The sequence below is a fragment of the Halobacillus sp. AWH4_228 genome, assembly GCF_056158365.1.
This window is the reverse complement of the sequence record NZ_JBSWTE010000001.1, coordinates 3,564,727-3,586,768: the sequence shown is the minus strand read 5'-3', so window position 1 is coordinate 3,586,768 and position 22,042 is coordinate 3,564,727. Positions and strand designations below refer to the sequence as shown.

Sequence of the window (22,042 nt, the reverse complement as noted above, 5' to 3'; positions counted from 1 at the left end):
TTAAGATGCCTTCTTGTTTTCTTTTTCTTCCGCTGCCTGGTCTTCATTAACCATTTTGATAAAGGACCATCCAAGAATCGGCAGGATGACAAGCAGTGGGAAGCCTCCGACAATGCTGATGGTCTGTAGTGTCGTCAATCCACCCATATTCATGAAGATCATTGGAAGGATGGACAATGCCAGAGCCCAGAACAGGCGGTTCCATTTAAGTGGTTCTCCTTCGACCCGTTTTTGGACCACGGAAGCAATGACATACGAACCGGAATCATAGGTTGTCGATAAAAAGATCGTCGCGAGTAAAATAAACACAACGATTGCAAATGTGGCTAATGGCAGCTCGGTTAATGTGCCGATGATGGCTGCAGGTGCCCCTTCATTATTTAACGTTTCAATAACAGGGTACTGCCCGCTCAGCTCCAGGTACATCGAGTAGTTTCCTAGAATCCCGAAAAAGAGAATCGTTCCAAGGCTTCCGAATAAGACCGTTCCAAAAGCGACCTGACGGATGGTCCGTCCTTTGGAAATCCGGGCGATGAATAAGCCGACGAATGGGGCATAAACGATCCACCAGGCCCAATAGAATACGGTCCAGCCTTCCGGGAAACCGGTCCGTGTAAAGGAGCCAAGGTCATTAAAGGGTTCCGACCACATGCTCATGAGGAAGAAGTTATCCATCATGCGGCCGAGGGCGGTGCCGGTCGTTTCTGTGATGAAGGTGGTCGGTCCAACGATGAAAATGAATAGAAGAAGTAGAAAGGCCAGCCATAAGTTGATGTCACTTAATACCCGGATTCCTTTCTGCAGTCCGGAATAGGCGCTGAGTCCGAAGATCAGTGTACAAATCACCAGCACAACGGATTTCGTCATCATCGTATCCGGCAGGCCGACAAGATGGTTGAGTCCGGATGAAATGATTGGAGCAGACAGAGCGAGACCGGTTCCCCCTCCGCCAAGCAGTCCGAACATGAAGAGAATATCCACGAGTCGGCCGACCCATGTGTCTGTATACTTACCTAAAACGGGACGGCAAGCTTCACTGATTTTGAATACATCGGTTTTTTTGACATAAAACATGTAGCCGATAGGAAGGGCGGGTATGGCAAACATTGCCCATGCGATCGGTCCCCAGTGGAAAAAACCATAGGTCGATGCCCACTGGATCGCTTCGCTGGATCCCGCTTCAATTCCGAATGGGGGTCCCTGATAGTAGTAGGCCCACTCAATGACACCCCAGTAGAGAATCCCTGTTCCAATCCCACTCGTGAACAGCATCGCTGCCCAGGAGCCGGTTTTGAATTCTGTTTTGGTATCCGCATCTCCCAGCTTGATATCTCCATAGCGGCTCACCCCTATAAATAAGAGGAAAAGCAGCATGACTAAGCCTACGGATAAGAATAGGAAACCGAGCCGCTGGGTAACAATTTCGTTGGCAGCCAGGACGATTTCCTTTCCTTGTTCCGGAAAGATCAGAAGAGGCAGTGAAACGAACAACAGGAGTGCCAGGGCCCCTCCGAATGTTTTCCAATCCATGATTTGTTTTTTCATATAGAAATCCCCCTTAAGAAAAAGTCCGTTATGAATTTGATAATCCGATGTAAACTTTACAATCCAGACGGTTTTGTTTCAATGGATGGATAGGGCCGTATAAAGGAGAATGTCCGTACATATTCAAGGAATGACGATCTGGGTCCGTTTATTTGATGTTTTTTATTTAGCATATGCTTTGATAATAGTTTTAAAAGTTTATAAAGAAATTTTTGTACGATTGAATCATTGATGCTGAAGGGATGGAAGGGGATTTTTGATTCCTGATGGATAAGGGAATTCTTGAAAGGGATTTGAAACTAAACAGTCCAGATGGTATAGTTTCAACTGGATGATCAAACAAACCAATTCAAAGGAGGACCTTTGGAATGAAAAATAAAGTATTGTTAACCTCTGCGGTCACAGGGGCGGGAGATACGATGAAGAAAAACCCCCACGTCCCTGTGACACCGAAGGAAATTGCAGCATCTGCGATTGAATCAGCTAAAGCGGGAGCTACGGTTGCCCACGTGCATGCACGGGATCCGCAGACGGGAGGCATCAGTCATGATGTGGACCACTATCGTGAAATCGTCGACCGGATTCGTGAATCGGAAACGGATGTCATCATTAATATTACGTCCGGTGGAGGCGGGGATTTCATCCCGAGCTTGAGCACACCTGCCGCGGGCGGAGCCGGTACAGATATCCAGACGCCGACCGAGCGTCATGCGCCTGTCGGTGAACTGCTTCCTGAAATGTGTACGCTCGACTGCGGCAGCACGAATTTCGGAGACATGATCTATATGAGTCCGACAGATTGGCTTCGAGATCAGGCCGAAATGATCCAGAAGAGTGGTGTGAAGCCGGAACTGGAATGTTTTGATACCGGTCATATTCGTTTTGCCAATCAATTGGTGCAAGAAGGGTTGATCGACGGCGATCCGATGTACCAATTCTGTCTTGGAATTCCGTGGGGAGCGGCGGCTGATGCAGAAACGATGATGTATATGAAGAACCGTATTCCGGAGAATGGGCACTGGTCAGCGTTTGGAATCGGGCGCATGCAGATGCCGATGGCTTCTCAATCAGCGATGCTCGGTGGAAACGTCCGTGTCGGCCTGGAAGATAACATTTATCTTTCCAAAGGTGTTCCTGCAACGAATGAACAGCTGGTCGACAAGGCTGTAGGTATGCTCCGCGGCCTGGATCTTGAACCGATGAGCCCGCAGGAAGCGCGTGAATATCTCAATCTAAGAAACCCACATGGAGGGAAATAATGTTGTCTATTAAACAAGCGGCCATTGTCGGAACAGGAGTTATCGGAAACGGCTGGATCGTTCGTATGCTTGCTCAAGGATATGATGTGATCGCAGCAGATCCAGCAGAAGGAGCAGAAGAACGGATGCGCTGGGCTGTTGAGCAGTCCTGGCCTTATGTGGAAGCGCTCGGCCTTGCTGAGGGGGCTTCCAAAGATCGTTTAACATTCGTAAAAGATACAGAGGATGCGGTGAAAAACGCAGACTTCATTCAAGAAAATGTGCCTGAAGTGGAGGAATTGAAGCAGTCTGTGCTGCAGACGATTGACAAACACGCCAAACCGGAGGCGATTATTGGTTCAAGTACGTCGGGCATTATGCCTTCTGAACTTCAAGAGAATCTACAGCATCCGGAACGATTTGTCGTGGCACACCCGTTCCATCCTGTGTATATCCTGCCTCTTGTAGAAGTCGTAGCAGGAAAACAGACAACAGACGAGAATGTAGATAAAGCGAAAGCTTTTTATGAAAGCTTGAATATGAGTGTCCTGCTCGTCCGCCATGAAATTGAAGGTCATATTGCAGACCGCCTGATTGAAGCGATTTGGAGAGAGTCTCTTCATATCGTTAATGAAGGGATTGCGACAACGGAAGAAGTAGACAAAGCCTTCACCCACGGTGCGGGCATGCGCTATGCCCAGTACGGTCCATTCCTGACGTTCCACCTGGCGGGAGGCGAAGGTGGTATGCGTCACATGCTGAAGCAGTTCGGCCCGGCCTTGAAAAAGCCGTGGACGAAGCTTGAGGCACCGGAACTTACGGACGAATTGTATGACAAAGTCGTATCCGGGTGTGAGCATCAGTCCAATGGCATGTCGATGGCTGAACTCGATCAGAACCGCAACGAATTTTTAGTGAAGCTGTATGATCTTGTACAGGAATACTGGCCGGAAGAACAGACCGCTGTCAAACGGTAAAGGAGGGGGATTCATGGAACAATCCTTTCATTATAAAGACCGCGTGCTGCCGGAGTGGGTGGACTATAACGGGCATATGAACGATGCTGAATACAACCGCGCCTTCAGCTTAGCGACAGATGCGTTTATCGATTATATCGGACTGGACGAAACAGCGAGAGGCCACTACGCGTATACGATCTTCACATTGGAAACGCACATCTGCTATCTGAAGGAAATGCATGAGGACGAGCCATTTGAAATCACCGCCCGCGTTCTGGATTATGATGCCAAACGTATTCATTTGTTTCTAACGATGAAGAATCAACATGGTGAAATAACTGCCACGCTTGAAGAAATGCTGATGGGTATGGATCAAAATACAGGCCGCCCATCTGTTTTTCCTGATGAAGTGGAGCAGAGGATTCGTTCCGTGTATCAGATGCATGCGGATCAGGAGCATCCGAAGCAGGCCGGTCGTACGATCGGTATTCGGAGGAAATGAATAAAGACCTGGTTATTTTTATAACCGGGTCTTTTTGTATGGACTGATTACGAGTAGGGAGCCCCCAACCTGCATTTTCTTCTTGCCAACGTTTTGAACCTGTGATTTAATATCAGTACGCCATTAAATAGTAACCGTTACTATTTAATCAGTGGACGGTTTAAGCATAAATGCGAATCAAAGAGTGGCTCAAAAAAATTCACTCTTCAATAAATAGTAATCATTACGTTTTGTTCGTGATGCTATTTATATATAGAGGAAAGTTTTAATTTTGGCAAATTAAAGTCAGAAGATGGACGGCTGTTGTTATTCAACATCAACATCAGCCGTCCATGGGGATGAAAAAATCCAGCTGGTAAGCTAAAGGAGATTGAAGGTTATGTACAAATGGATCATTATTGGTGGTGGTGTTCAGGGCTGCTGTGTGGCCCGGCGGCTTCTTGAAGAAAAAGCAGGGAATGAGGAATTGTTAATGATTGATCCATTTCCCGGGCCTATGCACGTGTGGCAGACGTTATCGAAAAAGATTGGGATGTCTCATTTAAGATCCCCTTCTGTCCACCACCTGGACACAGATCCATATAGTCTGAGCAAATACTCCAAAGGCCATGACTTTGCCCAGCCTTTCAGAGGGAGGTATGCGCGACCTCAATTGGACCTGTTTAATCAGCACAGCATGGATGTATTTGATGATGTACGCCTTAAAGAATGCTGGAAGCAGGGGATGGTCAATGGTATTTCCAAAGAACATCAACATTGGAATGTGTCTCTGGAAGATGGTTCTCTCGTCCAAGGGGAGAAGGTGGTACTGGCTGTGGGCGTCAATCACTCCCCGCATTATCCTGAATGGGCTCATGAAGACGGGATTTCTGTCAGTCATGTGTTTGATATGCACACCCCTGTGCCTCACGAAGGCCGCGTTGTCGTTGTTGGAGGAGGGATGACGGCGGCTCACCTGGCTAATGCATTGTCGAACAAAACCTCGATAGCATCTGTTTCTCTAGTGAAGCGTCACCCCTTCCGGGTAGAGGACTTTGACAGCGACCCTGGGTGGCTTGGTCCGAAGTTTTTAAACGACTATGAGAAACTGACCTGCTATGACCAACGCCGGAGGTTCATTCAACAGGCAAGACATAAAGGTTCTATTACAAGAGATCTCCATGTTCAGTTGAAACGGCAGGGGAGTGCCTCCAGATTAAAGATATATACCGGGGAAGTAGAAAAAGCTGTGAAAGGGGAGCATGGTTTCAATCTTCAATTGACAGGTGGGCAGCTTGTGTCAGGTGACTCTATCATTCTGGCTACAGGAGCGGAAGCATGTCTCCCTGGGAAGGAATGGCTGGAGCCTCTCATTGAACAGTGCGGTCTGCCGTGCGCGCCCTGCGGATTCCCTATAGTGTCGACGTCATTGGAATGGAAGGAAGGGTTATATGTTGCAGGGGCTCTTGCGGAACTGGAAATCGGACCGGCCGCGAGGAATATAGCTGGTGCGAGAAAGTCAGCGGAGCGGATTGTAACGTCTGCCTGATATAAAAAGTCACAGCCGTCAGGGGCTGTGACTTTTTGTTATCCGCCAAATTCTAAGTCTTCATAGACGTACGGTTCCGGAGGTGTCTCGATCGGTTTGATCGCTTCCGGTTGAATGAGAGGAAGCTCCCATCCGTTCATCTGTACTTTTTCAAGTGTTCCTGTCACTTCCACCCATGTATCATTTTTGTACTGACCAAGGTTCTCCCCTTGAACAAGAATGCCGTAAATCCCTGCATCAGCTACACAGCAGCTGATTCCGAACCGCCCTACGACGATCTGATCATCCGGAAAGTTGTCATCCCGGAATACGAATCCATGGGTCGTCAGTTTTTTTCCCGCGTAAGGGTCCATATCGTCTTCCATTAATGTAATTGAACCAATGTAGTTGTCGGCAGTCATCTGGAGATGTTCTGTCTCCTGCAGCTCTTTAAATAACTCGGGATATCTTTTCTCAGGCGTCAGAACGGCCGTGTTTTCAGCCTCTCCGCCCGCATCTTCCTGGTTTAAACCCTCTCCTTCGCCAGTATCATTCATAGAAGAAGGATCATTCAGATTGGACTGATCAGAGGCTGCACGCATTTCATATTTGAATCCTTTATTGGAAGCTGCTGAACTTCCGATCACATGGTCGGAAAACATCATTCCTGTCATCACAGGGATGATGAATAATAAGTAAATAACTGTGGAGCGGAGTCTGGATTTGGAGTAATCATGGTCGTGCCCGCATCCGCAGTCATGATTCTGCTCTTCAAACCCACTTTTAAAGAATTGAATACTCCCAAGAACTCCCAGCACAATTAAGGTGAAATACATGTAAGGCATCATACGGGGCGCAATAAACTTTTGGATATCTCCGGAAATCATAAGCTTCACAAGAAATAATACAAATCCGAATAAAATAATGCTTCTCAGAAATTGATGGGAAGGTCGGTTCATGATCCTCCTCCTTTATATAAAGAATGCGTCATACCACAGGCTCACGGCGTATACGACAACCGTTACGATCACTAAAAAGGCAAGGACAAACCTTTTCTTGAAATAAGCCATCATTAAAATGGTGTTTTTCAAGTCCGTCATTGGTCCATAAACGAGAAAAGCAAGAATAGAGGTCGAAGAAAAGAGTCCTTTAAAAGAAGAAGCCACAAAAGCATCAGCTTCTGAACACAAGGATAGAATGTAGGCCAGTCCCATCATCACCGCTGGTCCGGCCAGTGCTCCATTCCCAATATCCATCAATGTTTCCCGTGCAACATAAGTTTGAACGATCCCGGCGAATAAGGCTCCAATAATGAGGAATTTCCCCATATCGAAAAATTCATCACTGGCATGCTGGAATGTTTCGGCAATTTTACCTGACCGATCGTTGTCATGGGTATGCTGGTGCTTCGCAGCTTCTGTTGTTTTTTTATTCAGCTGCCAGCGATTGCCGAAAAATTGATAAATGACAGCTCCCACAAGCAAGGAAACGATGAAGGCCAGTCCCATTCTTGCCCAGGCAATACTAAGGTCCGTCTGAAAGGCATAAAACGTCGACAAAAAGACGATGGGATTAAGGACAGGGGCGGAGACAAGGATGACAATCCCTACATGAAGCGGCATCCCTTTTTGAATCAGTCTTCGTACAATCGGAACAATCGCGCATTCACATACCGGAAAGACAGCGCCAATGGCAACGGCAGGGAACAGAGCCAGATAAGGGTTGGCGGGTATGAATTTTTTAAGCGTTTCTTCTTTTAAAAATGTTTGGATTACTGCAGATATAAATACACCAAGAAGTACGAAGGGGATGGCTTCCAACACAATGCTGATGAACATCGTATTTAAATCTAATAAAGAGGCCGGGATGGAAAACATGTTTTCAAAAGGGATGGTATCCCCAAATAAAAAAAGAGCGAAAAAAATCACTAATAAAAAATAAATCATACTGGATGGTGGAGAATGATCCTGATACAAATAAAGTCCTCCTTTACACTCCGCAAATAAATCGTAATGGTTTCGATTATATACCTATATTATTAACCGGAATTTCATAGACTTTGTCAATACTAGATACAAGAAATGTATATGATAGAAACGTGAGGTTCATTCGTATTGATTACAATTTAAGAGGGTGAATGAAGTGTGAAACAAGAAGATTAAGAAGGGGAAACTTTGTTTAGAGCCGTGAAAAGAAACGTCTGCCTGACATCAATATCAATCATAGAATGGAAAACAACTAATTACAGGGGTTGCTGAGCATGATGGAGAGCTTTGGTTACTGTCCTCATAAGTTATTGAGCTGATTTACTTCACTATTGTAAATTAGAAAATCTTAAGAACCACTCAAGAAACCTGAAGAGTACTTGAACACTTCAGGTACCTTATATTGATCTCCAAAAAAGCTGAAGAGAGAGAAGAATGACAATTACCCAGCACAGGGAAGCAGGGAGGCCAGCTTTAAGCAGATCCCGATCGGTGAAGTATCCATAGGAGTAGCTGATCAAATGGACGGGGGATTGAGTGATTAAGAAAAAACCAGGAATCCCTGTTAAGAATGCGGTCATACCTACAGCTAAAGGAGAAAATCCCTCTAAGTTGTAACCAATTTGAACGGCTAGTGGAATGATAATGGTTAAGAATCCCAGAACATTAACAAAAACGATCCGGATGAGCAGGGTGCCTGCCATCAACAGGAAGATAACAGAAAGTCCTGATTGAGAAGACAGGGAGCTGACAATGAAGGAGGCTGTCCATTTCACAGTCCCTGTTTGAATAAGCATTCCTGAGACCATCAGTGTGCTTGCGAAAAAGAGCATCATTTCCCAGTTGATTGATTTCTTTGCCTGGTCCCATTCCCACACACCTATATAAGGGAGGAGGGTGAGAACAGCACCTAAAAGGCCGACGAGTGGAATGGAGAAGCTGTGGTAGCTTGATGATGCCCATAAGACAAGAGTGAGGCTCATGATAAGAATGACCTTTTTCTCGGACATCTTTACCGGTCCCAATTCTGCTAATCTTTCCTCTATCAACTGTCTTAAATGATGTCTCTGTATATTTTCGGGTGGAAACATACAGATCATGATTCCCCATAAGGTCAGCAGAAACAAAAGAATGGGGAAAGAGAAGTAGACGACCCAGGACATATAGTTGATAGAACTCGAAATATCAGTGAACAAACCAAACGTGTAAAGGGTTGAACTGGCACCTGTAGCGACCATGGCACCAGCAATAGCCGTCAAATAGCTGACGCCTATGAATAGTGATTTTCCGAGGTTCTCTATATTATTGATGCCCTTAATGCTCTTTAATAATCGATCAAGCACGGAAGTGATGAGATTTGCTTTTCCTATATTGGAAGGGATGAGAATGGATAGAACCAGCATGAGCCCATAACAAATAAGAATAAGTCCTCTCCCGGATCCTCTGGAAGCAGACATCAGCTTGAGAGAAAGCCGGCTGGCAAGGCCGGTTTCAATAAAGGCATGGGAAATAATAAACGTAGCAAAAAGGAGCCATACAATTTCAGAACTGATATAGGACAGCGTTTCTTCAAAGCTGAAGAAGTGAAAGGATAGGAGCAGGATAAAGAGGAGAGAACTGAATGCTAAAGGGAAGACCCGGCCAATCCACAGCATCTGGATAATGACCAGGGCAGCAACGGCTTGAACTTTTACATCCCAGTCTATGAAAGGCTGGAAAAAAAGAAGGTATATAATGAATGTGGATAGCAGGATGCCTGTTTGTTTTTTCATACCGATACTCCTTACATAGACTGAAAAAGCCACCGTTGGAATAGGTGGCTTTTTCATGAATAGATCCGAAAAATTCAAGAAGATTTATAGACGTTTTCAGGTTCTTCGTTCTGCTTTTCGCTTCTCTTCTTAATCAGCTTCATAATCAAAGGGTAGAAAAGGGACAATATAGTCAGGATGACGAGTGCAACACTTACCCCTGAGGAGAAGAATATACCCAGGCTTCCGTTCGAGGAAAGAACAGCCATACGGAAATTCTGTTCCATATCGGTTCCAACGATGAGGGCAAGAACTAATGGTGCAATGGGAATGTCCATAATTTTCATCATCAGACCGAGCAGTCCGAAAATAAGCAGCAGGAAGAAATCCATGGTTGAGTAACTTAACGTATACGTTCCGATAAACGCCAGCAGGACAATTATGGGGTAAAGGACTTTCGCCGGTGTGTCCAACACTTTGACTAACAATCCTACTAATAAAATGTTAATGACAACCAGGGCGATGTTTCCAAGAAACATGCTGTTGATCAAGGCCCACGCCGTTTCAGGCTGCTGTTCGAATAACAGTGGTCCGGGGCGTAATCCGAGCATGATTAAGGCACCAAGCATGACAGCGGTTGTTCCTGATCCTGGGATTCCCATTGTAAGTAAAGGAATCATCGCGCCGACAGAAGCGGCGTTGTTGGAAGATTCGGGTGCAGCCAATCCCTCGGGAGCTCCCTCGCCGAATTCTTCAGACCACTTGGAAATCTGTTTTTCTGTTGTATAACTGATCATGGAAGCAATTGAACCTCCAGCACCGGGAAGAACACCAATTAGGAATCCGAGCGGTCCGCTTCGTAAAATCGGCCATTTGGATCGTTTCCACTGGTCTTTGGTGAACCAGACTTTCCCGACTTTTTTCTTATCTTTCTTTTGTTTATCGATATTCAAAAAGTTGTAGAGCACTTCTCCAATGGCATACACTCCGATGATTACAATGAGGAAATCGATGCCTTCACTGAGGTGTGGAACCCCCATAGTAAAGCGATAGACACCTGTCTGAGTATCGATTCCGAAAGTACTGAGACTGAGGCCGATCATCATAGCAAGAAAACCTTTGACCATTTTTCCAATAGATAAAGCTACAATCGCAGATAACGCGAGCAGCATTAATAAGAAGTATTCGGCCGGGCCGAATTCCAAGGCGAAATTCGCTAAAGGCTCTGCAAGGAAAATGAATCCCACTACGGCAATCAGCCCGCCAATGAACGAGGCTACAGCAGATATGGCGAGGGCTTCTCCGGCCTGTCCTTTCTTCGCCATCGGATACCCGTCGAAGGTGGCGGCAATCGCTGATCCATCCCCCGGGGTATTCAGCAGGATCGAACTTCTGGAGCCTCCGTACATGGCTCCGTAATAAATGGAAGCCATTAAAATAATGGCGCTTACCGGGTTCATTCCGAATGTAATAGGGATCAATACGGCTACTGCTGTCGCTGGACCTAAGCCTGGCAGCATACCAACTATAGTCCCTAGTAAACCGCCAATAAGGATCCATAAAAGGTTGGCGGGCTCTACAGCAATAGACAATCCATCTAGAAAACTTCCAACATCCATAGGTACACCTCCTAAGGTAGACTGACTCCGAGTAATTCACTGAATGCATACCAGCTTATAAAAGAAAAGCTTACGGCGACAATTGAGTTCACGAGCCACTTTCTCCAGCCATTGATAAAGAACAGCAGGGCACCTAAAAAGAGGATCGTGGAAGGTAGAAAGCCAAGGGGTATAAACAGCAGGGAGTAGATGATTCCGAGTCCAATCGTTATGCCGATGAGTTTTGGCGTTCTTCCTGACAGCATTTGTATAAGATCGGGATTTTCCTTATGGATATTTTTAAGTTCCTGTATGAGATAAATGATGCTGAAAATGAACATGAGTATACTTATCCCTGCTGGGAAATAGATGGGTCCGTATGGGTTACCCAGGGTGGCTTTCTCTAAGTTGAAGGATGAAATTAATAAAACTATACTAAAAATGGTTGTGAGAATAGGAAGACTGAGTTTCATGATTTTCATTGATGATTCACCTCGCATTAGGGAATACCTGCTGCCAGGATAGGCAGCAGGAAAGGTTTTATTTCATCATGCCGGATTCGTTGACAAGTTCCTGATAAAGTTCATTCTGTTCTTCCATGAAGACTTTTGATTCTTCACTATTCTTATAAAAATCTTCCCAGTCATTGTTCTCGAGGATCTTTTTCCATTGATCGGTTTCGACCATTTCACTTATTTTTTCGTCCCAATAAGCAATTTCTTCTTCTGTCATATCCGGTGGTCCCATAATTCCTCTCCAGTGAGGAAATACCATGTCCACGCCTTCATCCTGCCATGTTGGTACATCTTCAATTCCTTCGACCGGCTTGTCGGAGGATACAGCGAGAATCTTCAATTTACCAGCGATGTGCTGATCTTTCACATCGGACAAGGATGTAGTTACAGCATCTACATGACCGCCAAGCAGGGCGGTTACAATATCACCGCCGCCCTCATAAACAAGGAAATTCAACTCTGAAGGATTGATGCCGTATTCACCTGCCGCCTGTACTAAAGATAAGTGGTCATCGTTCCCTAGTCCCGGACCAACACCGATTTTCACTGAGGTAGAATCTTTTTTCACAGCTTCCAATAATTCTGTAGCTGTTTCATACTTTGAATCCGCTGGAACAGCGAGTACCTGCCACTCGGTGGCAAGGGTAGCAATCGGTGTAAAATCTTTGTAGGACTGTTCACTTTGTCCAAGAAGATTGTTTGTTAAGACAAGGCTGGAGTTTACCGATAACGTATGAGCATCTTTTGACTGTAAATACTTCCAGCCTACTTCACCACCACCCCCGGGCTTGTTGACGACTGTAATATTCTGTTCTACGAGACTTTCATCACTAAGGACTTTTTCAATCGAACGCGCAGTCATATCCCATCCGCCCCCTGGAGAGGCAGGGGCTACAATCTCCATATTCTTGCTGGGAAAACCACCGTTTCCTGAAGCATTACTGGAGCATGCGGCCAGAAGCACTGTAAGGATGAGAATCGAAATTAATCCGAGTTTTCGCATGAAACATACACTCCTTTTGATTTGGGTTATTCACTGAGTTCAACTAAGTGTTATTTAACAGCCTACTCGTGGAGGTGCATTTTTGTAAACGTTTACAAAATATTGTGTTTTTAATACTTAAAAAACATTTTGTTCATTAAATTCACGAAGAAGTTTTAGAATAATATCTACGTTCCGGGCGTCCTACAATTCCATAAACCTGCTCCACCGCCGCTTCTTCCGTTCCTACAAGATATTCCAGGTACCTTCGGGCTGTTGTCCTGGAGGCGCCGATTCTATCACCGGCCTTCTCAGATGTGATTCCAGCCTGTTCCTCTTCTAAAATCGCTTTAATTTTACTTAATGTTCTTCCATCAATACCTGTGGGGAGGGAAGTGGTTTCGGATTTTTTATGTTCTGTTCGAAAGACTTGATGAAGAAGGTTTTCATCCACTTCGTCTATTTCCTTCAACATCTGTTTTTTCTTTTGATATCTGTTCATGGATGTTGTGAATTGCTCAAGCGTGACCGGTTTAATTAGGTAGTCCTGAACCCCATAGTGAATAGCTCTTTCTAGAAAACTTTTCTGCGTAGCAGCTGTAATCATGATGATATCGACAGAAGGCTGGATTTCACGAATCTTATGTAAGAGATCTGTGCCTAGTACATCCGGCATATATACGTCTAATAGAATGAGGTCGACATGGGTTTGATTCAGCAGGGTCAGTGTCTCTTCAGCATTTAAAGCCTTTCCGATCAAAGACATTTCCTCTATTTTATCTATGAAATTCTCGTGGATCTGGGCTACTCGAAAGTCATCTTCAGCAATTAGTACATGTATCATGTGGATGCTCCTTTCATGGTTTTAGGTAAAATGATCGAGATAACGGTCCCTTTATAAGGTTCACTGGTGAGCTCAATAGATCCGCGGAGTTTTTCAAGTTCTTCTTTAACGCTGGCTAAGCCAAGGCCTCGATTCCCCCCTTTAGAGGAGTAGCCTTTTTCAAAGATATGCTCTACTTTTTCTTCAGGTATCCCGCTTCCAGTGTCCTCGATTTCAAAAACAATATCCTTCCCCAAATCTGTAACAAAAAAAGTGACCTGCTTTTCAGGCTCATTGGCTACAGCTTCAAATGCATTGTTTATGATGTTCCCAAGAATCGTAATCATTGGGGACAAAGGGATGTGGGGAGGGAGTACATCCAGGGAGCTTCCTTCTTCAATTTGGAAGTTTATTTTTTTCTCTGATGCCTTCGCAAATTTCCCAAGAAGGATAGCCTGTATCTTTTCGTCTAGAATGTCTTTAAAAAATACGTCGGAGACTTGTTTTTGATCATTAGCTTCTTCTTTAATGAGCTTGATCGCATCTTCGTATTTTTCAAGCTGGATCAGACCCATAATAACGTACAGTCTGCTCGTATATTCATGAGCCTGTGCTCTCAAATCTTCTGAGTATTGACGTACATCAGAGAGGGCATCAACCATTTCCTTAATTTCTGTTTTATCTCTTAAGCTCACCACCGTACCAGTCCGGCGTCCCTCTTCAATGATTGGACTGCTGTTAACGATGACTGTTTTGTTTTTATATTCCAATTCCTCATTGATGAGTCCCTTCTCAGAGCTCAACAGGCGAAGGAGTTCCGGAGACTGAATCATATGCTTGATTGATCGTCCTTTCATTTCCCCCTGTACATTCAGTAAGTTTTTAGCAGATACATTGATCAACGTAATTTTTCCTGCATGGTCAAAGGCAATCAATCCTTCCTTCACCGACTGCACAATTGCATTGCGTTCCCTGAATAACGCAGATATTTCGAACGGTTCGAGGCCGAGAGTGTCTTTACGGATACTTCTGGCCAGTAAAAAACTACCTGCGATTCCTAGTAAAAATACAGAGGCAGAAAGGGATACCATGTTCTTCATATCTGTCTTGATCTCGTTGTAGATGGAATTCATTTGGAACTCTACAGCAACAGCGCCTTCTACTTTTTTGTAGTCCTCATAATCCACCACAATAGGTGCGAAGGCTTTTAGTGTCTGAGTGTCGCCTTGACTAGTAGTTAATAAGTAGCGGCTGCCAAACACGACAGTCTTATAATAGTCTTCCTGTACCACTGTCCTCGTTTCCGTGTTCCCGGCATAGCTGTAAAGACGGCCGTCTCGATCCACGAGTTTAACCGCATCTGCACCTATCTCGTCTTTCATTTGTTCGACTATGTTATTGAGGTTTTCTGACGTTCGATTACGCTTAAATGCTTCTTGAACGACAGGGATAAGAGAAAGCGTCCTGGCTGACTGAAGAGCAAGATCTTCTGCATTCTCCACATCCTCCCGGGATTCCATCGATGTGAATAGGAAAGTGGTTAAACTTAATACCAGGAGAATGAGAACGATAACCAAGCCGAGAATTTTCACTTGCAGGGAAACTCGAAAAAGCTTTTTCATATGTAATCCTCCATATAAAGGGAATATAAGGTCTATTGTAGCAACAATTCAGTGTATTTTAACGAAAGTTTTGAAAATTAAACGGCAACAGTTTTTGTCCATGAAAAAGAATTTTGTGGTAATATCTTACTGTATTAGGAAATGAGGTGTAGCTTTGACCAAACAAAAATGGGGAATCCTATTTGTCGTGGCAAGTGCAGCCACAATGGTAATCAACTTGATCTACTTCAGGTCAGGGAACTATTATGACGTTATCCGTATCCTTTCCTATGCGGTGTTCATCACAGGGACCCTTATGATTCCTACTTATTCGAGAGCTGAAAAAAAGACGGATTCCTAAACAAAAGGGATTCGTTTTTTTGTTATATGTAAACGATCACAACCGTGCGTTCTCCGTAAAGAACTAAACTTTTTATAAATGTTATAAATTTATTATAAATTCTAAAATAGCAACCAATAGTAAATTTTTTCTAAGTATTATATATCCCAGGCGTGCGGGCACATCCAGCGTATAAAAGATTCAATTGTAAACCCTTTCATTTTGCGGGGGATGTTTTAAAAGTTGTGATTCAGAGAAATGTACAGCTAAGAATTCACATTTACCTAATTATAGAAGTTATCAGACTGAAGGAGGGAATAGGAGTATTCGATAGATAATCCATATGGAATGGATTTCATTTTATTCAGGTTCAGACTGTTAGATTAATCGAAATTTTAAGAGAGGATGTTCCAAGCAGATGAAACGAAGTCGGACGTACATTATATTCTTATCTGTGATTGCAGCGTTGGGAGGGCTGCTGTTCGGCTATGATACAGCTGTTATCTCTGGTGCAGAACAGTCTCTGGAAGTCTACTTCATAGATAGTTTAGGATTGAGTAAATTATTTCAAGGGTTGACGGTTTCCAGTGCTTTGATTGGTTGTATTGCTGGTGGATTGATGAGCGGGATGATTTCCGATCGGATTGGACGGAGGAATTCACTGATCGTTGCGGCTGTCCTGTTTTTCTTTTCCGCACTCCTTTCCAGTTCACCGGAGTTTTTATTCTTTACTAAAGGTGAACCGACCATGGGTCTTTTCATTATGTTCAATATTTATAGAATCATTGGTGGTATCGGCGTAGGGCTTGCATCCGGACTGGGGCCGTTGTATATCAGTGAAACGGCACCGGCGAAAATCCGAGGGAAGCTGGTCACTCTGTATAACCTCGCGATTATTTTCGGGATGCTGGTTGTATACATTATTAACTGGAGAATCGTTGCAGGACAAAGTATGAGCTGGATCAATGATATTGGCTGGAGGTATATGTTTGCTTCAGAAGCTATACCGGCTCTGTTGTTCTTCGGATTATTGTTCCTCGTACCGGAGACGCCGCGTTATCTGGTTATGAAAAATAAGGATAAAAAAGCGATGAATATTCTTAAGAAAGTGAACGGCTCTGAAGAAGCGGCTCGGGAGATTTATAAAAATATCAGACAGGCCGTTGACAAGCTTGATAAGACGAAAACGAGCATCTTCTCTTATGGTAAATTGGTCGTCTCTGTAGGACTGCTGCTGGCAATCGCTCAACAATTCGTCGGAATCAACGTTATCCTTTATTACGCGCCGCGTATTTTCGCCAACATGGGTGCATCTTCAGACAGCTCCATGCTGCAGACGATCATGATTGGTGTTGTAAACTTCATCTTCGTCCTGATTGCTCTTATGTTCGTTGAAAAAGTTGGTCGTAAGCGACTGCTTCTTATCGGTTCTGTCGGAATGGCAGTGGGGATGTTCGGCATTGCTGCCCTGTCATTCGCCGGATCGATGGGCATTGGCGCACTGATTTCCATCCTGGTGTTTGTGGCATTTTACAACTTATCTTTCGGTCCGTTGACATGGGTGCTCGCATCAGAACTATTCCCGAACAAAATCCGTGGGCAGGTCATGGCTTTGACCGTTGCGGTGAACTGGGGAAGTAACCTGCTCGTGTCAACGACGTTCCCGACTCTTCTTGAATTGGGTGCAGGCTTCACGTATGGTCTCTACGGCCTGATGTGTGTTCTATCCTTTGCTTTCGTCTGGAAGCTCGTTCCGGAAACGAAAGGGAAGACACTCGAAGAAATCGAGCAGTACTGGCTCAGTAAACAGCAGAAGAAAAAGCAAACCAAAGAAATCGGTGTGAAGAAGCTGAGCGGGAAAAAGGTATCCTGGTAATTTCATAGAAAAAGGACGCTGAACAAACACCTCGGAGGGGCGGTTCAGCGTCCTTTCTTTTGTGGAAAATATCTTGATTCTTCTATTATTGATATTGCGGAACGTGGAGTGAATGACGAACGGATGCCTGAGCTGCTGCCAGCCGGGCGGAAGGGACCCGGAAAGGGGAGCAGCTGACATAATCCATCCCAAGGTTAAAGCAGAACTGGATGGATGTCTTTTCGCCACCGTGTTCTCCGCAGATGCCGGTTTTTAAAGATGGCTTCGTCTGACGGCCCAGCTTCACGCCGCTTTCTACCAATTTTCCGACGCCATCCTGATCCAGTGATACGAACGGATTTTGCGGAAGGACATCGTTTTCGACGTAATGGTGGAGGAATTTCCCTTCTGCGTCATCCCGGCTGAACCCGAATGTGGTCTGGGTCAAGTCGTTCGTTCCAAAGGAGAAAAAGTCGGCTTCCTGTGCGACCTGGTCGGCCGTTAACGCGGCTCTCGGCGTTTCAATCATCGTTCCGATCGAGTATTGAAACGCCTCTCCTTCCTGCTCTTCCACCTGACGGCTGATGTTCAGGACGAGTCGGCGCATGTCTTTCAGTTCGTTGACATGGGTTACTAAAGGGATCATGATTTCGGGGATGACCGTGATTCCTTTTTTCATAACATTGGCCGCGGCTTGGAAGACGGCTCTGACCTGCATTTCATAGATTTCAGGATGGATCATACCGAGACGACAGCCGCGGTGGCCGAGCATCGGATTGGATTCTTCCAGAAGCCGCACTTTACGCAGCATGTCTTTCTTCGTCTGCAGTTCCTGCGAGTCAGGATCCGTGTAGGAAAGTCTTGTTACGTCGACGAGCAGTTCTTCCTTATCAGGGAGGAATTCGTGGAGTGGTGGATCCAACAAGCGGATCGTAATCGGATGTCCCTGCATGACTTCAAAGATTTTCTCGTAATCCTCCTGCTGCATCGGCAGCAGCTTATCCAACGCTTCTTTCCGTTCGATGGTCGTTTCTGACAAAATCATACTCTGTACCGTCGGCAGCCGGGAAGCGTCCATGAACATGTGCTCGGTCCGGCAGAGCCCGATGCCGTCTGCACCGAATTCCAGAGCTTTGGCAGCATCAACGGGGTTGTCGGCGTTGGCCCGCACACCCATCTGAGCTTCCTCATCCGCCCATTGGAGGAGAAGCTGGAATTCATCGGATAGTTCCGGCTCAATCATTGGGATATTTCCTGAGAAAATCTCACCAGTGGCTCCGTCGATGGTCATCAGGTCGCCATAATGGATTGTGACAGATCCTGCTGTAAATTGTCCGGCTTCCAGGTCAATTTTGATGGAGTCGCACCCACAGATACAGGCTTTTCCCATCCCTCTGGCGACAACGGCCGCATGACTTGTCATACCGCCGCGGCTCGTTACGACGGCCTGGGCTGCTACGATGCCGTGAATATCATCCGGTGTCGTGTCCGGGCGGACGAGGATAACCTTCTTTCCGTTTCCGGCCAGTTCTTCGGCTTCATCGGCATCAAAAACGACCTGTCCGGAGGCAGCGCCCGGGGAAGCCGGCAGTCCTTTGGCGATCTGTGTCTTCCCATGCCCCGGGTCAATCCGGTGGTGGAGAAGCTGGTGGAGCTGATCGGGGTCGACACGTAACAGCGCCTCACGCTTATTCATAATCTTTTCCTCTACCATTTCAACAGCCATTCTAATGGCCGCCTGAGCCGTCCGCTTACCTGTCCGGGTCTGAAGGATGAACAGGTTTCCGCGTTCCACCGTGAATTCGATATCCTGCATATCTTTATAATGATTTTCTAACAGATTACACGTGTCCACCAGCTGTTGATAGACTTCCGGCATGTCGTAGTGCAGACTTGCGATGGGCTGAGGGGTGCGGATGCCGGCGACCACATCCTCGCCCTGAGCGTTGATCAAGTATTCTCCATACAACTCAGATTCTCCGGTGGACGGATTGCGGGTGAACGCTACACCTGTACCGGAATCTTCGCCCGTGTTTCCGAACACCATACTCTGCACATTCACGGCTGTGCCCAGGTGACCTGGAATCTGATGGAGGCGGCGGTATAAAATGGCGCGTTGATTGTTCCAGGAGTCGAAGACAGCACGGATGGTGAGAAACAACTGTTCCTTCGGGTCCTCCGGAAAGATCCGGTCCGATTGCGTGCATACGATGGCTTTGAATTCTTCGATCACTCCTTTCCAATCTTCAGCGGTGATTTGTGTATCGGATGTGTATCCTTTTGAAGAACGAACGTTTTCAAGACGCTGCTCAAAATGATAGTGGTCCACTTTTAACACAACATTACTGAACATTTGAATGAAGCGGCGGTAGGAGTCATAGGCGAAACGAGGGTTGCCGGTCAGTTCGGCCATGCCTTTGACCGTGTCATCATTCATTCCCAGGTTCAAAACAGTGTCCATCATCCCGGGCATTGAATGAACTGCGCCTGAACGGACAGAGACGAGGAGGGGATTCGATGGACTGCCCAACTCCTTACCCGTGGTCTCCTCCAGTTTTTTCAGTGCATCCAAGACCTGATCCTCAACTTCTTCTGGAAGCTGCTGTCCGGAGTCGTAGTAGGAGCGGCACGTATCCGTCGTGATTGTAAACCCGTAGGGAACCGGCAGACCGATCTTCGTCATTTCAGCCAGATTGGCTCCTTTTCCACCCAATAATTCTTTCCCTGCATGTTTAAGCTCATCGAACATGAAAACAAACGTCTTATCCATCACGCAAAACTCCCCCTCTTGTTATAGAGATCTAAAATAATATCAGCGGTTTCTTCGATGGCTTTGTTGGACACATCGATAATGGGACAGCCGATACGTTTCATAATATTTTGAGCGTATTCCAGTTCAGTCAGGATCCGGTTCAGAGACGCATAATTAGCAGGACCGGTAAGGCCGAGGTTTTTCAAGCGTTCTTTACGGATGTCGTTCAACTTCTCAGGAGTAATGATCAGGCCGATGCATTTGATTCCCGGAATTGAAAAAAGTTCCGGTGGTGGCGGAATCTCCGGAATCAGCGGGACATTGGCCGTTTTAATTTTCTTATTGGCTAAATACATCGATAGAGGAGTCTTGGATGTCCGGGAAACACCGACGAGAACAAGGTCTGCCTGGTTCAGGCCTCTGGCTTCCTGCCCGTCATCGTATTTCACAGCGAATTCAATCGCTTCGATTCTTTTGAAATAGTCTTCGTCCAGTTTTCTGATCTGTCCAGGTTCACAAGTGGGTTCCATTTGAAACTTTTGAGAAAAAACATCCATGAGCGGATTCATCAAATCGACAACTGTAAGGCCTTCTTCTTTCCCTCGTTGATCCAAGTACTGCTTGAGAGCAGGGGTCACGATCGTGTAGGCGATGATGGAAGGGTTGTATTTGGCTAATGTGATGACATTATTCATTTCCTGATGATCCTGTACATAGGAAAAATGCTTGATGATGATGTCTTGTCCGGTGAATTGGCTCATAATTGTCTTGATCATAAGATCAGCGGATTCACCTGCGGAGTCCGATACGATGTACACAGTCATTTGTTTAGTCACAAGACCTCTCCCTGTTTGTTTTTGTGATGGCCGCAAAACCCGGGGGTGTACGAGTGATTTCGCCGTTCTTTTCGAGAATGCGACTTATTATGACACACTAATTAAGTGTTTAGCGTTAATGTGACATACTATTTATGACTAGTATACTATCACCATTCCTACGGAGTTACAATAGGAAGATTCATAAAACGGAAAGACTCCAATAGGATTGAAAGTCATGACAGATGTGTTTTAGTTAGTCTTATTTGACTATGTGACTCCAGTCAGGCCTCCGTTTTGATAAAAGGATTTCATTCTAAGCCAACCCCTTCGCCACATAATGAATGCCGAAGGGGTTTTTCTATGGAAGTTCCTTCTTAACTCAATATTTACTTTCTATATATGTTGAGTTAACATATTTTCATTAACTTATAAGTATATACTTATATAACTATTTTAAGGAGGCTGTATATGGTAACTCAAAAACCTTGTGAGGGTTATGGGGTGGAATTGCAGCAGAGAAGAAAAGGAATGGGCATGAGTGTAGAAGAGTTGGCCTGGGTTCTTGGTACAGATGCTGCTTCTGTTGAACGCCTCGAAAAAGAGGTGCTTTATCCATCATCATCCTTTATCCGGAGAATCGCTGATGGATTGAACATGGATGTCACTGAAGTTGAAGAGCGTATGTGGTGCGATCATCCCGGACAGTGCGGGATGGAAAGATCATGACGATTCCTGTTTATTCCCTCCTGTTTTTATGGTCTGTTCTGATAGGCAGCTATTTGCTGCTGCGCTTTGCCGGTGGGCCCGTCCGGTCGAAATATATGGAGGACATGTGGCACCCATGGAAGCATAATGAAAAGGAGAGGGGTTAATTTTATGTTGCAAATATAAGCATATACTTATACACTGATGGTTGAGGTGATGGTATGGAGAAAACCATAATGACGTTGGAAGAAGCTGCAAAAACGCTGAAGCTTCTTGGAGATAAAACCCGTCTGACAATTGTTGGGCTGCTGAAAGATGGAGAGTGTTGTGTCTGCGAATTTGTAGATGTCCTGGAGATGAGTCAGCCTTCGGTCAGCCAGCATCTACGAAAGCTGCGGGATGCCGGCTTAGTCAAGGAGAAGCGCAAAGGGCAGTGGATCTTTTACTCTTTGAACACCAGTCATGAGACCTACCCGATTATTGAGGAAGTTTTGAATCAAATACCTGATCAAAAAGAAAAGTTAATCGCATTGGAGAAAGCGGGCAGACGCATCCAGTGTGACTAG

19 protein-coding genes are annotated in these 22,042 nt (G+C 45.4%); 8 read left to right on the top strand and 11 right to left on the bottom strand.

The window, feature by feature from the left end:
- Complete coding sequence (locus ACXADP_RS18455; RefSeq protein ID WP_474972134.1) at window positions 1-1,545, bottom strand: BCCT family transporter; 1,545 nt, start codon at window positions 1,543-1,545, stop codon at window positions 1-3.
- Between the two features lie 368 nt (window positions 1,546-1,913).
- Between ACXADP_RS18455 and ACXADP_RS18450 the strand changes: the two genes are divergently transcribed.
- The 4 genes from ACXADP_RS18450 to ACXADP_RS18435 all read left to right on the top strand — a co-directional run bounded on the left by ACXADP_RS18450 (window position 1,914) and on the right by ACXADP_RS18435 (window position 5,772).
- The gene (locus tag ACXADP_RS18450) at window positions 1,914-2,804 is read left to right on the top strand and encodes a beta-keto acid cleavage family enzyme (protein ID WP_474972133.1); all 891 of its coding nucleotides are present in this window, start codon (window positions 1,914-1,916) and stop codon (window positions 2,802-2,804) included.
- 8 nt (window positions 2,805-2,812) lie between these two features.
- Window positions 2,813-3,760, top strand: a complete 948-nt coding sequence (locus ACXADP_RS18445; protein WP_474972335.1) for a 3-hydroxyacyl-CoA dehydrogenase NAD-binding domain-containing protein — start codon at window positions 2,813-2,815, stop codon at window positions 3,758-3,760.
- Between the two features lie 13 nt (window positions 3,761-3,773).
- The gene (locus tag ACXADP_RS18440; RefSeq protein WP_474972132.1) at window positions 3,774-4,244 is read left to right on the top strand and encodes a thioesterase family protein; all 471 of its coding nucleotides are present in this window, start codon (window positions 3,774-3,776) and stop codon (window positions 4,242-4,244) included.
- A 379-nt stretch (window positions 4,245-4,623) separates the two neighbouring features.
- The gene (locus ACXADP_RS18435) at window positions 4,624-5,772 is read left to right on the top strand and encodes an FAD/NAD(P)-binding protein (RefSeq protein ID WP_474972131.1); all 1,149 of its coding nucleotides are present in this window, start codon (window positions 4,624-4,626) and stop codon (window positions 5,770-5,772) included.
- Between the two features lie 38 nt (window positions 5,773-5,810).
- Here ACXADP_RS18435 and ACXADP_RS18430 read toward each other — a convergent pair whose 3' ends face one another.
- The 8 genes from ACXADP_RS18430 to ACXADP_RS18395 all read right to left on the bottom strand — a co-directional run bounded on the left by ACXADP_RS18430 (window position 5,811) and on the right by ACXADP_RS18395 (window position 15,027).
- On the bottom strand, window positions 5,811-6,710 hold the full coding sequence (locus tag ACXADP_RS18430; protein WP_474972130.1) for a TIGR03943 family putative permease subunit: 900 nt from the start codon (window positions 6,708-6,710) through the stop codon (window positions 5,811-5,813).
- Between the two features lie 12 nt (window positions 6,711-6,722).
- Complete coding sequence (locus ACXADP_RS18425; RefSeq protein ID WP_474972334.1) at window positions 6,723-7,697, bottom strand: permease; 975 nt, start codon at window positions 7,695-7,697, stop codon at window positions 6,723-6,725.
- A 437-nt stretch (window positions 7,698-8,134) separates the two neighbouring features.
- Window positions 8,135-9,508: an SLC13 family permease gene (locus tag ACXADP_RS18420; RefSeq protein ID WP_474967285.1), complete on the bottom strand. Its 1,374-nt coding sequence runs from the start codon at window positions 9,506-9,508 to the stop codon at window positions 8,135-8,137.
- A gap of 74 nt (window positions 9,509-9,582) precedes the next feature.
- Window positions 9,583-11,106, bottom strand: a complete 1,524-nt coding sequence (locus tag ACXADP_RS18415) for a tripartite tricarboxylate transporter permease (protein ID WP_474972129.1) — start codon at window positions 11,104-11,106, stop codon at window positions 9,583-9,585.
- A gap of 11 nt (window positions 11,107-11,117) precedes the next feature.
- Complete coding sequence (locus ACXADP_RS18410) at window positions 11,118-11,567, bottom strand: tripartite tricarboxylate transporter TctB family protein (RefSeq protein WP_474967287.1); 450 nt, start codon at window positions 11,565-11,567, stop codon at window positions 11,118-11,120.
- A gap of 58 nt (window positions 11,568-11,625) precedes the next feature.
- A complete protein-coding gene (locus ACXADP_RS18405) occupies window positions 11,626-12,603 on the bottom strand; it encodes a tripartite tricarboxylate transporter substrate binding protein (RefSeq protein WP_474967288.1) in 978 nt (325 codons plus the stop codon).
- A gap of 142 nt (window positions 12,604-12,745) precedes the next feature.
- Window positions 12,746-13,426 carry a response regulator gene (locus tag ACXADP_RS18400; RefSeq protein ID WP_474967289.1) on the bottom strand — a complete coding sequence of 227 codons (681 nt, stop codon included), beginning with the start codon at window positions 13,424-13,426 and terminating at the stop codon, window positions 12,746-12,748.
- The gene (locus ACXADP_RS18395; protein ID WP_474967290.1) at window positions 13,423-15,027 is read right to left on the bottom strand and encodes a sensor histidine kinase; all 1,605 of its coding nucleotides are present in this window, start codon (window positions 15,025-15,027) and stop codon (window positions 13,423-13,425) included. Before ACXADP_RS18395 ends, ACXADP_RS18400 begins: the two co-directional genes overlap by 4 nt.
- A 154-nt stretch (window positions 15,028-15,181) precedes the next feature.
- Between ACXADP_RS18395 and ACXADP_RS18390 the strand changes: the two genes are divergently transcribed.
- Window positions 15,182-15,367: a hypothetical protein gene (locus ACXADP_RS18390; RefSeq protein ID WP_474967291.1), complete on the top strand. Its 186-nt coding sequence runs from the start codon at window positions 15,182-15,184 to the stop codon at window positions 15,365-15,367.
- A 397-nt stretch (window positions 15,368-15,764) separates the two neighbouring features.
- Complete coding sequence (xylE, locus tag ACXADP_RS18385; protein ID WP_160839473.1) at window positions 15,765-17,222, top strand: D-xylose transporter XylE; 1,458 nt, start codon at window positions 15,765-15,767, stop codon at window positions 17,220-17,222.
- Between the two features lie 85 nt (window positions 17,223-17,307).
- Here xylE and ppdK read toward each other — a convergent pair whose 3' ends face one another.
- Window positions 17,308-19,971 carry a pyruvate, phosphate dikinase gene (gene ppdK, locus ACXADP_RS18380; RefSeq protein ID WP_474972128.1) on the bottom strand — a complete coding sequence of 888 codons (2,664 nt, stop codon included), beginning with the start codon at window positions 19,969-19,971 and terminating at the stop codon, window positions 17,308-17,310.
- Entirely contained in the window at window positions 19,971-20,789 is an 819-nt protein-coding gene (locus ACXADP_RS18375; RefSeq protein ID WP_474972127.1) for a pyruvate, water dikinase regulatory protein, read from the bottom strand. Before ACXADP_RS18375 ends, ppdK begins: the two co-directional genes overlap by 1 nt.
- Window positions 20,790-21,239: 450 nt before the next feature.
- Here ACXADP_RS18375 and ACXADP_RS18370 point away from each other — a divergent pair, with 450 nt between their 5' ends.
- Together ACXADP_RS18370 and ACXADP_RS18365 are read left to right on the top strand one after the other, a co-directional pair.
- Window positions 21,240-21,497 carry a helix-turn-helix domain-containing protein gene (locus ACXADP_RS18370; RefSeq protein WP_474967294.1) on the top strand — a complete coding sequence of 86 codons (258 nt, stop codon included), beginning with the start codon at window positions 21,240-21,242 and terminating at the stop codon, window positions 21,495-21,497.
- 200 nt (window positions 21,498-21,697) lie between these two features.
- Complete coding sequence (locus ACXADP_RS18365) at window positions 21,698-22,042, top strand: ArsR/SmtB family transcription factor (RefSeq protein WP_474967295.1); 345 nt, start codon at window positions 21,698-21,700, stop codon at window positions 22,040-22,042.